The 13,007-nt window shown below is 46.2% G+C and carries 11 protein-coding genes and 2 pseudogenes; 11 read left to right on the forward strand and 2 right to left on the reverse strand.

The features are described 5' to 3' along the window. Positions 1–184: 184 nt before the first annotated feature. The 4 genes from EWV66_RS04320 to EWV66_RS04335 all read left to right on the forward strand — a co-directional run bounded on the left by EWV66_RS04320 (position 185) and on the right by EWV66_RS04335 (position 2,300). On the forward strand, positions 185–811 hold the full coding sequence (locus EWV66_RS04320; protein ID WP_185237518.1) for a TenA family protein: 627 nt from the start codon (positions 185–187) through the stop codon (positions 809–811). A 15-nt stretch (positions 812–826) separates the two neighbouring features. Continuing rightward, entirely contained in the window at positions 827–1,234 is a 408-nt protein-coding gene (locus tag EWV66_RS04325; RefSeq protein ID WP_081417918.1) for a DUF2605 domain-containing protein, read from the forward strand. Between the two features lie 101 nt (positions 1,235–1,335). Then, the gene (locus EWV66_RS04330) at positions 1,336–1,641 is read left to right on the forward strand and encodes a DUF2973 domain-containing protein (protein WP_052276851.1); all 306 of its coding nucleotides are present in this window, start codon (positions 1,336–1,338) and stop codon (positions 1,639–1,641) included. Positions 1,642–1,652: 11 nt separating this feature from the next. Further along, positions 1,653–2,300 carry a YqiA/YcfP family alpha/beta fold hydrolase gene (locus EWV66_RS04335; protein ID WP_002785243.1) on the forward strand — a complete coding sequence of 216 codons (648 nt, stop codon included), beginning with the start codon at positions 1,653–1,655 and terminating at the stop codon, positions 2,298–2,300. Positions 2,301–2,639: 339 nt separating this feature from the next. Here EWV66_RS04335 and EWV66_RS04340 read toward each other — a convergent pair whose 3' ends face one another. After that, the gene (locus EWV66_RS04340) at positions 2,640–3,206 is read right to left on the reverse strand and encodes a hypothetical protein (protein ID WP_002757226.1); all 567 of its coding nucleotides are present in this window, start codon (positions 3,204–3,206) and stop codon (positions 2,640–2,642) included. A gap of 499 nt (positions 3,207–3,705) precedes the next feature. After that, positions 3,706–5,268, reverse strand: a complete 1,563-nt coding sequence (locus EWV66_RS04345; RefSeq protein ID WP_185237519.1) for a hypothetical protein — start codon at positions 5,266–5,268, stop codon at positions 3,706–3,708. A 467-nt stretch (positions 5,269–5,735) separates the two neighbouring features. On the opposite strand from EWV66_RS04345, the gene psaA reads away from it, so the two are divergent. The 7 genes and pseudogenes from psaA to EWV66_RS04375 all read left to right on the forward strand — a co-directional run. After that, positions 5,736–7,985: a photosystem I core protein PsaA gene (psaA, locus tag EWV66_RS04350; protein ID WP_002734764.1), complete on the forward strand. Its 2,250-nt coding sequence runs from the start codon at positions 5,736–5,738 to the stop codon at positions 7,983–7,985. Between the two features lie 178 nt (positions 7,986–8,163). Further along, a complete protein-coding gene (psaB, locus tag EWV66_RS04355) occupies positions 8,164–10,377 on the forward strand; it encodes a photosystem I core protein PsaB (RefSeq protein ID WP_002770787.1) in 2,214 nt (737 codons plus the stop codon). Positions 10,378–10,434: 57 nt separating this feature from the next. Further along, on the forward strand, positions 10,435–10,926 hold the full coding sequence (locus tag EWV66_RS04360) for a DUF29 domain-containing protein (RefSeq protein ID WP_052276853.1): 492 nt from the start codon (positions 10,435–10,437) through the stop codon (positions 10,924–10,926). Positions 10,927–11,243: 317 nt separating this feature from the next. After that, positions 11,244–11,324 (forward strand): annotated as a pseudogene (locus tag EWV66_RS04365) (nucleotidyltransferase family protein); the annotation flags it as partial. An 81-nt stretch (positions 11,325–11,405) separates the two neighbouring features. Beyond that, positions 11,406–12,606, forward strand: a protein-coding gene (locus EWV66_RS04370; protein ID WP_223213110.1) for an ISAzo13 family transposase whose coding sequence is annotated in 2 segments (ribosomal slippage) — positions 11,406–12,407 and positions 12,409–12,606 — 1,200 coding nt in all. Because the reading frame shifts where the segments join, the coding sequence is not laid out codon by codon here. A 110-nt stretch (positions 12,607–12,716) separates the two neighbouring features. Continuing rightward, entirely contained in the window at positions 12,717–12,854 is a 138-nt protein-coding gene (locus EWV66_RS23990; protein ID WP_353734453.1) for a nucleotidyltransferase domain-containing protein, read from the forward strand. Between the two features lie 43 nt (positions 12,855–12,897). Continuing rightward, positions 12,898–13,007: pseudogene (locus tag EWV66_RS04375) on the forward strand (nucleotidyltransferase family protein); the annotation flags it as partial.

Here is a 13,007-nt window from a genome sequence, read left to right on the forward strand (position 1 = left end):
AGTTTTCCGAACAATTTCATCGCTGACAAAACGGATGACTGGTGCCGTTACTTTGTCTTGCCTATTTGGGGTACAAAAGATTTTCTTTATTCCCCTTGACTTTTAAGACAATCGCTACATTCATCTTATATTTAATTCCACCCACCCACTTAACCAACCTTGTCCACCTAATTAGTATTTTCCCATGCTTAGTCAGCAACTTTGGCACAGCCATCAAGATCTAGTACAAGCTTGTCTAGAACACCCTTTTGTGCGAGGTATCGCCACAGGAGAGCTTAAACGGGATTGTTTCGCTTTTTATGTCGGTCAAGATGCTTTTTTTCTGGAATCTTTCGCCCGTGCTTACAGTATCGCCGCCGCTAAAGCTTCTGATTGGCAGGGATTTACTAGCTTTCATCGGTTGGCGGCGGGGGTATTAAAGGAGTTAGAATTACACGAAAATTACGCTTTACAGTGGGGGGTTGACCTAAGAAAGGTTCAGCCCGCTAATGCCACCCGTCGCTATACGGATTTTCTTCTCGCTACCGCTTGGATGGGTGACATCGGTGCGATTGCCGTGGCGATGAGTCCCTGTATGCGTCTTTATGCTTATCTGGGCCAACAATTAGCCTTAGAAGCGATTTCTGAGAATCCCTATCAAGCTTGGATTGATAGTTATAGTGGGAATGAATTCGCAGCTTTAGCAAGCCAGTTAGAGGAATTAGCGGATAAATACGCCCTGATGACGGAAAATATCTCTTTATCCTATCGTTATGCCCTTAGTTGTGAACAGGACTTCTTTAGTGCCGCCTACAGCCGGGGCAAATCTTAAAATTTTCCCGTCACAATGTTAAGAAATATAAATAACGCTAAGATTAAGGTAAGCAAAATCGTCATTATAAGAATAATGTTCCCTTCGCAACCCACCGAAAACGAACTCCTGAAAACTATCTTGGAACCTCTACTAGAGGATTTCACCTATTGGTTTTCCCGTTCCCGTCTCCTCCTCGAATCCGAGAGATTATCCTTTCTCAGCCTCGAGGAACAAAACGATTTATTAGCAAGAGTCAAAAACGCTCAACAGGAGGTAGCCACGGCTCATTTACTCTTTAAAACCACAGGTGGTCAGGTGGGTATCGAGGCCAAGATGTTGTTGCCTTGGCATCAGCTGGTGGCAGAGTGTTGGGGGGTCAGCAGTCGTCGTCGTCGATTACAGGGTTGGGGAGAATATCAATCTCCTCAAACTGACGCTTAACTTGAAACTTTTTTGGTAAGCTAGAGAGTTGAGCGAATTTTTAGCATAAAGTTTTGGCAATTGTAGGAATATTCACGCATAATTCACGGGAGACTCGGCCAATGTTACATCTGCTCTATATCCTCGCCTTCACAGTTATCGCTTTTTTGACCATTAATAATTTAATTCGGAGTCTGATTACTGTCAGCATGGATTCCCAGAAACGTCCTGCTAAATCGGGTAATTCCTATAATCCCTACGGTTATCCCATGACTTCCCATCCCGAACTTTTGGACGAGACTGGACAACCGATTAATGAACCTCTGTTAGTGATTCGTTCTCTCACTGTCGAAGATGCTCGTCAACAGTTAGATGCCATTTATAATTCTTCTCCCAGTGCCACCAAAGAGCAAGATGAAGAAATCTAATTGGTTCTAGAATGGCAGTCCTTGAAAACAGATATATTTATCTACACGGTTTTGCTTCTGGCCCCCAATCTACAAAAGCGCAATTTTTGAGACATTGTTGGCAAAAGAGGGGTTTAGCAATGGAAATTCCCGATCTTAACGGTGATGACTTTTCTAGCTTAACTCTCACTCGTCAGATTGTTCAAGTCGGCCAATTGATTGAACAATCTCAGTTTCCCGTTACACTGATTGGTTCCAGTTTTGGCGGTTTAACGGCAGCTTGGCTGGCAGAAACTTATTTTCAGGTGCAAAGGCTCGTTTTATTAGCTCCCGCTTTTAATTTCGGGCCGATTTGGTTAGGACAATTGGGAGCAGAAACCCTAGCCAATTGGCAAAAATCTGGGAGTTTATCGGTTTATCACTACGGTTATCGTCGTTATCTGCCGATTTATTACAAGTTTATTGAGGATTTAGCTAATTATCCCCAAGAAAAGTTAATCAGGCAGCTCCCCACCCTGATTATTCATGGCAGTAACGATGGGGTAATTCCCCCAGAAAATAGTCGCTATTATGCTTTTTCTCGTCCTTGGGTACAGTTAATCGAATTAAATAGCGATCATGCCCTTACCGATGTTTTGACGAGAATCTGGGCTGAAATACAATTATTTCTCAATTTTTGACTAAATAGGGTTGGCTGAATAAATCTAAAAACCTTGTTGGATAAGGCTTTTAGACTTTTTTTCCCTCAAAAAGTGCCAACCCTTGGAGTGATCGGGGGTAAAATTCCGGGACTTTTTCCCTGAAAATTAGGTAATTGACCCCCTCAAAATCGGTAAAACCCTACACCCTACACCCCACACCCTACCCCCACGAAAAACTTTTTGCCGCAAACCCTAAATAAAAAACCCCCCCTTCGATCGGAAAAAGAGGAGGAATTTTAGTGCATTTGTATTGGGCTTTGAGAAGATTTTTCAGCTTCTCAGTCTAAAGACAAGAGATTTTCTCCTGATGTCTTCCCACTACCAAAGTCCGCGGATAGGAGATACACTAGGCTCGGGAGCGGGTTGAGGAGCAACTTCAGTAAAGGTTCTGGTTTCCGGCGGTAAAGCGGGAAGTCCCCAAGCGGGTTCTTTTTGGTTAACTTCTCTTAAAAGTTGCGAGCGAGTAGCGCTGGTGGAGATTTCCGATTTTAGTTTCAAGCGGGAAACCCAATAGGGACGAGCTTTACCCACATAAACTAATTTGCCATCTACCACTTGCAAAATCACGTCATCACCACCCATGGCATCCCCAACAATACGAGCGGTGGTTCCGTCGGCAAAGTCACCACTGAAAATTTCTTTGCCATCCACTGTCACAGGTCTGATCAATTGGATGGACAGAATTCCACCCACGGTTCCCCGGACGCGACCCAGTATATAGTCACCGGGGTTGAGTTGTGGCTCACCTCTGTAGGTGTTATGGCCGCGCAGTTGACTGATCAAGATTTCGTTATTTTGTGGTCCTGCTTGTGCGGGTACAGCGCCAAGGGTAGTTAGGGCAACTAAACCGGCAAAACCAGCGACAAGGGAAATTTTGTTAAACACAATTACCTCAAGCAAAAAATTGGTAAATTACCTAGAGACGTTCTAGATTATAACCTAGTTCCCAATTTTGTCTATATTGCGAAATATTAGTTTAATAATTTCTCGATCGAGCGGTTGGAGGTTTCAGTTATCAGTTATCAGTTATCAGTTATCAGATTGCAGATTCCAGTTTTAAGTAGGGTTTACCGAAAAAGACCTAGGATGGGGTCAGACAGAGGGCAGGAGGCAGTTATTCAGCCAGCCCTAAGTAGAAAGTTTTAGGTGAAAACTTCGGGGTCTTCTGGACATCAGGTGAAAAATGTTCACTGTGTTACATAATGGTTATTAATGCTAGGGACATAAGGCTTATGCCCTTTTTTCAATAAGATAAGCTTATCACTTTAACTCCAATAGAACCAAACTTGGGAACTTTCTTTTCACTGATTACTGTTTACTGTTCACTGCTCACTGAAAAATCCCCACCTCCCCACTTCCCCTAAAAACAGGATTAAGCTGGGTTTTAAGAGCGATCGACATTGCTGAATAATTGAGGATCGAGGGTGGGTAGTTCGATATCTTTTTCTGCTGGGGAAGAGGCCAACTGGAAGCGGTTTAAGGTTTGTTGAACGCGATCAAAAATGGTGATTTTTTGCTCGCTATTGTTCTGGGGTTCGGGAATAGGTTCCACTTCTAGCGGAGGCTGAATCCCAGGGGCAGGTTCGTTAATCTCCTTTGTCTCTGGTATGGTGGTTAGGGGAGATTCGATCGCTTCAGGGGTTTCCTCGACCTTTTCGATTGTTTCTGTCTCTACTGGTTTTTCTTCCACTATTGGGCTTTCTGGCTCAATAACAGGGCTTTCCTCAACTATTGGGCTTTCTGGCTCAATAACAGGGCTTTCTGGCTCAATAACAGGGCTTTCCTCAACTATTGGGCTTTCTGGCTCAATAACAGGGCTTTCTGGCTCAATAACAGGGCTTTCCTCAACTATAGGGGTTTCTGGCTCAACTACAGGGGTTTCTGGCTCAACTACAGGGGTTTCTTCCTCAACTATAGGGGTTTCTGGCTCAATAACGGGGGTTTCTTCCTCTAGACTAGGAATAGTTTGATAGTTGGGATCAACAATGCTACGGGCAATTATAGGGGATAAATCGCCGCGGACTAATTGACTGAGGCCGTCTTGGTAAGAGGGATCAAAGCTAATCACGCGCACGCTGGTATTAAACTCGTTTTCGATTTTATTTCCCTTACCATCGATGAATTCTAGTTGTACCCAGTTATTGCCCTTGTTAAAACCCTTGAGATAAATCGGTTCCCAAGTATCAAGCAGAAAACTTTCACCGTTGACGGTGACACGAATGCGCCAATCTTGAAGATTATTATCCCCGTTGGCAGTATTGGACAGACGTAGAGGAGCATTACTCAGATAAAAATCGAGCAGGATCGGTTCTGCACCGTAGATTCCCTGCGGATGACTGTAGGTTAATAGGGGTAAGTTATGATCAGGGGCATTTTTGCCTGTTTTTGTCAGAATATGAAAGGTTGTTTCAGCGAAGGCCCCATCATTTTTAAAACTTTCCTGCCAAGGCCGCAGGGCCAAGACGCGGAGGGTATGAGTACCGGGGGCAAGATTTTCTAGGATAATCGGTTGCTTGAGGTCGTAAATGGCTGCTGCTGGTTCATTATCGACAATTAGGCTCAAGTGGGGTCCTAATTTCAGGGTATCGTCTTGGAAAATTGGCAGATCTGACACTTGTAGTTTAACTGTCACCTGAGGGTCATCGAAAACTTGTTCGGCCAGAGGACTGAGAATCGTTACTTGGGGAGCGTAACGATCTAAACTGGGGCGCAGTTCCTGAATTAGGACCGGGGGGGCAACCTCAGAAATGCGGCCTTGGACGACGGGAAGATTAGAGGTTTCCGAAGTGGGGAGATTGGTAGCCGTTAGGCGATCGCCACAGGCGGTTAACAGGGTGGTCAGTAAACCGATCACAAGACATATACGAAGGGTTTTGACTGGGATTAATTTATGTAGTAGGGATAGCACGTTCCTCCTAGAGCCAAGGCCAAAATCTATACAAACCATTGATTTTTGCTAGAGTCATTGAATGCTCCGGTGTCAGCAAAAGCGGGAGAAGATCAGGTTATGGCCTCAATTTTACAGAATTGTTTGATTGTTTTTTGAGAATCTATCTATTGAATTTTCTATATGGTCTGGTGAGGGAGAAAAGGGGGAAATTGGCGTCCGGAGCGACAATTGATAAACTTTTGTAAAGAAAAATCACTGGTCTGACCCTGACTAAGACCGTCCATAGCAGAAAATGTCTCTCCTATCAAGGATTGAGAGAATTTTAATTATTGTTAAGCATAACGAACAGACAAGAGAACAAAGACTTATCATCTACTATTGATGCTTTCGACTGGAATCTCACCCAAGAGGAAAGTCAAGCAACATTAACAAAAGGTGGGTCAGATTTCAACTTGCCTTTTTTAGGTTAAAAAATCTATCCTCAAATAAAACGCTAAGTCTATTGTCGAGAGAGGAGAATCCTCATGGCACTCCCCCCCAAAGAGGCGGTAGCTAAAGTGATTGTAGATAAAGACCCAGTACCTACTTCCTTTGAGAAGTGGGGTCAACCGGGGCATTTTGATCGCACTTTAGCCAAAGGACCCAAAACCACTACCTGGATTTGGAACCTACACGCCAACGTCCACGATTTTGATAGTCAAACCAGCGATCTCGAAGATATTTCTCGGAAAATCTTCAGCGCCCACTTCGGACATCTCGCCGTTGTCTTCGTTTGGCTAAGTGGAATGTACTTCCACGGCGCGAAATTTTCTAACTATGAAGCTTGGTTAACCAACCCGCTGGCCATCAAACCCAGCGCCCAAGTGGTCTGGCCGATCGTCGGTCAAGGCATCCTCAACGGCGATGTGGGCGGCGGCTTCCACGGTATTCAGATCACCTCTGGTCTGTTCTACCTCTGGCGTGCTTCTGGGTTCACCAACAGCTATCAGCTATACTGCACCGCTATCGGTGGTTTAGTTATGGCGGGCCTGATGCTGTTTGCCGGTTGGTTCCATTACCACAAAAGCGCACCGAAACTGGAATGGTTCCAAAACGTGGAATCGATGATGAACCACCACTTGGCGGGTTTACTCGGCTTAGGTTCCCTAGGTTGGGCTGGTCATCAGATTCACGTTTCTTTACCGGTGAACAAACTCCTCGATGCTGGAGTAGCTCCCCAAGACATCCCCTTGCCCCACGAGTTCATCCTCGAACCGAGCAAGATGGCGGACTTATATCCCAGTTTCGCCCAGGGTTTGACCCCCTTCTTTACCCTTAACTGGGGTGCTTACTCGGATTTCCTCACCTTCAAAGGTGGCTTGAACCCCGTGACCGGTGGTCTCTGGCTTTCCGATACCGCTCACCATCACTTGGCGATCGCTGTATTATTCATCATTGCTGGTCATATGTACCGTACCAACTGGGGTATCGGTCACAGCATGAAGGAAATCCTTGAAAACCACAAAGGTCCCTTCACCGGTCAAGGTCACAAAGGACTGTACGAAATCCTGACCACCTCTTGGCACGCTCAGTTAGCGATTAACCTTGCTCTCTTAGGTTCGCTAACCATCATCGTGGCCCACCATATGTACGCCATGCCGCCTTATCCCTATCAGGCGACTGACTACGCCACCCAACTATCCTTGTTCACTCACCACACTTGGATCGGTGGCTTCTTAATCGTCGGTGCGGGAGCGCACGGAGCGATCTTCATGGTGCGGGACTACGATCCAGCCAAAAACGTCGATAACCTGCTCGATCGGGTGATCCGTCATCGCGACGCAATTATCTCCCACCTGAACTGGGTATGTATTTTCCTTGGCTTCCATAGCTTCGGTTTATACATTCACAACGACACCATGCGGGCTTTTGGTCGTCCCCAAGATATGTTCTCGGATACGGGAATTCAACTACAACCCATCTTTGCTCAATGGGTACAAAGTCTCCACACCCTGGCCCCCGGCAACACCGCTCCTAACGCTCTCACTACCGCTAGTTATGCTTTCGGTGGCGACGTAGTAGCAGTGGGTGGCAAAGTGGCCATGATGCCGATCACTCTCGGTACTGCCGATTTCCTCGTGCATCACATCCACGCCTTCACCATCCATGTCACCGTGTTGATTCTCCTCAAAGGGGTTCTCTACGCTCGCGGTTCCCGTCTGATTCCCGATAAAGCGAATCTCGGTTTCCGTTTCCCCTGCGATGGTCCCGGTCGCGGCGGTACCTGCCAAGTTTCCGGTTGGGATCACGTTTTCCTCGGCCTGTTCTGGATGTACAACTCCATCTCGGTCGTAATCTTCCACTTTAGCTGGAAAATGCAGTCCGATGTCTGGGGAACCGTCGCCCCCGATGGCACTGTCACCCACGTTACCCTCGGTAACTTCGCCCAAAGTGCCATCACCATCAACGGTTGGTTACGGGATTTCCTCTGGGCGCAAGCAGCGCAAGTCATTAATTCCTATGGCTCTGCCCTGTCCGCCTACGGAATCATGTTCCTAGCCGGTCACTTCGTCTTCGCGTTTAGCTTGATGTTCCTGTTCAGTGGTCGCGGCTACTGGCAAGAATTAATCGAGTCGATCGTCTGGGCGCACAACAAGTTAAGAGTTGCCCCCGCTATCCAACCTCGCGCCCTGAGCATCATTCAAGGTCGTGCCGTTGGTGTGGCTCACTACCTCTTAGGCGGTATTGTCACCACTTGGGCATTCTTCTTGGCCAGAAGTCTCTCGATTGGCTAAACTTGCCTATAAGGGCTTGCCAGTCCCCCGGGGATTGGCAAGACTAGGCAGAACCAGCGTCGATTGACCGATACCTCTGTAAGCGTTTCCTATTACAGTGGGTGAATTGAAAAAAGGAAATAACCAGCACTCGTGTAAGAGCCTCAGTTATTTAGAGAGGAGAATTTCCTAAACAGCTATGGCAACTAAATTCCCTAAATTTAGCCAAGATCTAGCCCAAGATCCGACTACCCGTCGGATTTGGTACGGGATCGCCACAGCCCACGATTTTGAAAGTCATGATGGCATGACGGAAGAGAATCTCTACCAAAAGATTTTCGCGTCGCACTTCGGCCACATTGCAATCATTTTCCTGTGGACTTCCGGTACTATATTCCACGTCGCTTGGCAAGGTAACTTCGAGCAGTGGATCAAAGATCCCTTAAACATCCGTCCCATCGCCCATGCGATTTGGGATCCCCAGTTCGGTAAAGGCGCTGTAGATGCCTTCACCCAAGCTGGCGCTTCTAATCCGGTTAACATCGCCTATTCCGGGGTTTACCACTGGTTCTACACCATCGGTATGACCTCCAACCAAGACCTATACCAAGGTGCGGTGTTCCTGCTGATTCTCTCGGCGATTTTCCTCTTTGCTGGCTGGTTACACTTACAACCTAAGTTCCGTCCTAGCCTCGCTTGGTTCAAAAACGCTGAATCTCGCCTGAACCACCACCTCGCCGCTCTGTTCGGTGTTAGCTCTCTGGCTTGGACCGGACACCTCGTTCACGTTGCTATCCCCGAATCCCGCGGTCAGCACGTTGGTTGGGACAACTTCCTCTCCACTCCTCCCCACCCGGCGGGTTTACTACCCTTCTTCACCGGTGACTGGGGTGTGTATGCAGAAAACCCCGATACTGCTAACCACATTTTCGGTACTGCCCAAGGCGCGGGAACTGCGATCCTCACCTTCTTAGGTGGTTTCCATCCCCAAACCGAGTCCCTCTGGTTAACCGATATGGCTCACCACCACTTGGCGATCGCTGTGATCTTCATTGTGGCTGGTCATATGTACCGCACCAACTGGGGCATCGGTCACAGCATCAAGGACATCCTTAATGCACACAGACCCCCCAGTGGTAAGTTAGGAGCCGGTCACAAAAATCTTTATGACACGGTTAACAACTCTCTCCACTTCCAACTCGGTTTGGCTCTCGCTTCTTTAGGCGTGATCACCTCTCTGGTGGCGCAGCATATGTACGCGCTACCCCCTTATGCCTTTATCGCTAAGGACTACACTACCCAAGCGGCTCTTTATACCCACCACCAATACATCGCTGGTTTCCTAGCGGTGGGTGCTTTCGCTCACGGTGCTATCTTCTTCGTGCGTGACTATGATCCCGAAGCGAACAAAGATAACGTGCTGGCGCGGATGCTGGAGCATAAAGAAGCGATCATCTCTCACCTAAGCTGGGTTTCCCTTTTCTTAGGTTTCCACACCCTCGGCCTCTACGTTCATAACGATGTGGTCGTCGCTTTCGGTACTCCCGAAAAACAAATCTTGATCGAACCTGTGTTTGCTCAATTCGTGCAAGCAGCTTCGGGTAAAACCCTGTACGGCATGAACGTACTGTTGTCTAACCCCGATAGTATCGCTTACACCGCCTATCCCAACTACGGTGATGTTTGGTTACCCGGTTGGTTAGACGCAATCAATAGCGGCACTAACTCCCTATTCTTAACCATCGGTCCTGGCGACTTCCTCGTTCACCATGCGATCGCTCTTGGTTTACACACCACCGTTCTAATCCTGGTTAAAGGTGCTTTAGACGCTCGTGGTTCCAAATTAATGCCCGATAAAAAAGACTTCGGGTATTCCTTCCCTTGCGACGGTCCCGGCCGTGGCGGTACTTGCGACATCTCTGCTTGGGATTCCTTCTACCTAGCCATGTTCTGGATGTTGAACACCCTGGGTTGGTTAACCTTCTACTGGCACTGGAAACACCTCGGTGTCTGGTCGGGTAACGTGGCTCAGTTTAACGAAAACTCCACCTACCTGATGGGCTGGTTCCGCGATTACCTCTGGGCTAACTCGGCTCAGTTAATCAACGGTTACAACCCCTACGGTGTTAATAACCTTTCTGTCTGGGCCTGGATGTTCCTCTTTGGACACCTCGTTTGGGCAACCGGTTTCATGTTCCTGATCTCTTGGCGTGGTTACTGGCAAGAGTTGATCGAAACTATCGTTTGGGCCCACGAACGCACTCCTCTGGCGAACCTCGTTCGTTGGAAAGACAAACCCGTGGCTCTCTCGATCGTTCAGGCTCGTTTGGTTGGTTTAGCTCACTTCACCGTTGGCTATATCTTCACCTACGCCGCCTTCTTGATCGCTTCCACTGCTGGCAAGTTCGGCTAAACCTTGAATTAGGTAACTAAAAAACCCCCCGCCCATTGGTGGGGGGTTTTGTTGTTTATGATTGATCATAAAAGCGCGGCTCAATCTCAAAAATCTATGCAGTGGGAAGAATTAAAACAGCTTTATGATCAGGACTTTGTTTTGTGGATTGAGCGAACCACCGAACAAATTCGACGCGGGGAGATGAAAAATTTAGATTGGGAACATCTTTTAACGGAGATAGAAGATTTGGGGAGAGAACAAAGGAACAAAGTGGAAAGCTATCTAATTCAAACCGTTAAACATTTATTAATGTATCAGTATTGGCTGACTGAAAAAGGTAATTGTGGCCGGGGATGGGCCGATGAAATCGATAATTTCCGTCTAGAACTAGAAATTTTATTCCAGTCAAAAACCCTCTACAATTATGGGGCTTCTAGGTTAGATATAATTTATGATAAAGCCAAGCGATCGGTGATCAAAAAAACTGGTTTATCTGTTGATACGTTTCCGCAAGTTTGTCCTTATACCTTTGCAGAAATTATAGATTTTGACTTTTTGCCAGTTTAGAATACGAGAATTAAAGCGGAGAAAGACATTCATAAGTTATCCTCTTGTTCAAGAGACATCTCCAAAAATTATCACCCAATCACAGCTTGCTTTTATACTATGTACTAACTAAGTAGTTCTATAGCTGAAATGTATATCTATCGTTGCCAATTTGATTTCATTGAAAAAATATGGGGCGATTAAAATCATTTTTATTTGGGTAAGTTTCTTAACTAAAAAGACTTTGAGCCTTGAGATAATATTAGATCGAGGTCTAATGTTATTCATCAAACAAACATTAAGGTTACAATGAAGGAATCAGATTTCAGAAAATAGCCATGAAACGAGATGAGGTACTAACAATTCTTGCAACACACCGAGAACAATTAGAAAAACTAGGGGTAAAATCTCTGTCTCTAAGAGAATTACAGAGAATGATTGATCCTATAATAACGGGAAAATCCTCAGAGTGAGGAACTCGCATGAAACCAGCATCCCTGATTCAACTAACCGATAGTCTGAAAGCCCTTTATATCAAAACTGCCCAAAAGCTGAAAGGCAGTGACAGACGACAATTTATGGCAGAAGTGGTGAAAACGTTAGGTATTGGAGGGCAAACCTTTGCCGAACGAGAATTGGGCTGGAATCGGCGAACAATCCGCAAAGGGATGGGGGAATTGACCAGTGGACAAGCACTCGAAGATGGTTATCATCGCAGTGGACGCAAGCGAGTAGAAGAAAAATTACCTAATTTGCTCGAAGACATACGAGCCTTGGTAGAACCCCAGGCACAGACCGATCCTAGTTTCAAAAGCACCCGTTTATACAGCCGGATAAGTGCATCGGAAGTGCGTCGTCAATTGATAGAGCAGAAAGGCTACCATCCGGAGGAATTACCCAGTGAGGAGACAATTCGTTGCCGATTAAACGAGATGGGATATAGATTAAAACGAGTAGTCAAGGCGAAACCGCAAAAGAAAATACCGGAAACGGATGCCATCTTTGAGCAAATCCACTCGGTTAATCAACAGGCCGATGCTGACCCGCAGACCTTACGTATCTCAATGGATGCCAAAGTAGCGGTCAAAGTTGGAGAGTTTGACCGAGGAGGCAAAACGCGAGTGACCACTATTGCCTTAGATCATGATTTTGATGCGAGCACCACCCTCACCCCCTATGGTATTTTCCTCCCCGAATACAATGAACTGTACTTGTTCTTTGTCAGCTCTAAACTGACCGCAGATTGTATTGTGGACTTGCTGGAGCAGTGGTGGGCGATGGTAAAAGACCGCTTTAGCCACATTCACAAATTGGTGATTAACCAAGACAATGGGCCGGAGAACCATTCTCGTCGTACTCAGTTTATGAACCGGATGGTAGCCTTTGCCCAGCAGTCGCAATTGAACATTGAGTTAGCCTACTATCCCCCCTATCACAGCAAGTACAATCCAGTAGAACGTACCTTTGGCTGGCTGGAGCAGCATTGGAAGGGGAGTTTACTCTTGGGGTGTGGAAACGGTGCTTCACTTTGCCGAAACCCTTACCTTCAAAGGAAAAAATCCGGTCGTCAAGCTCATTGAGAAGGTTTACCACACTGGGGTAAAGTTGATTCAGAAGGCAATGGCAGAGTTGGAAAAACAGATTAATCGACTTCCCCATTTGCCAAAGTGGTTTGTGGAAATCCCTTATCAAACCACTTGACTATTGGATCATCTTTTTTATGGAGTTCTCTAAGTACCTAGGCAAAATTATTTACACATGACGATCATTGCCCCGTAAGGGTTTTAGCTCGATCAGGCAGGTAATTAATTTTGCATGACTACTTATTTGGTTCAGTAGCAAGGGATGAAGCACGTTTTGACAGTGATGTAGATTTATGGCTCTTCTCGACTTTGTGTGATAATTTTTGCTTATGGAACCCTGAAGTGCTTATTGGGCAAAACTTTTAGGACTATTTTGCGGATATTCTATCGGTATAGACCTCGTTTCCACACAGAATTTAGTAAAGCGGTAGGGTTATTTGAGTTTATCGAGGTACGACTTTACTTAGAAGATATATTAGGATGTTCTGTTGATTTAGGGACTCAAGATTCTTTAAAAGA

The organism is Microcystis sp. M_OC_Ca_00000000_C217Col, assembly GCF_007095585.1.
Taxonomy (GTDB): domain Bacteria; phylum Cyanobacteriota; class Cyanobacteriia; order Cyanobacteriales; family Microcystaceae; genus Microcystis; species Microcystis panniformis.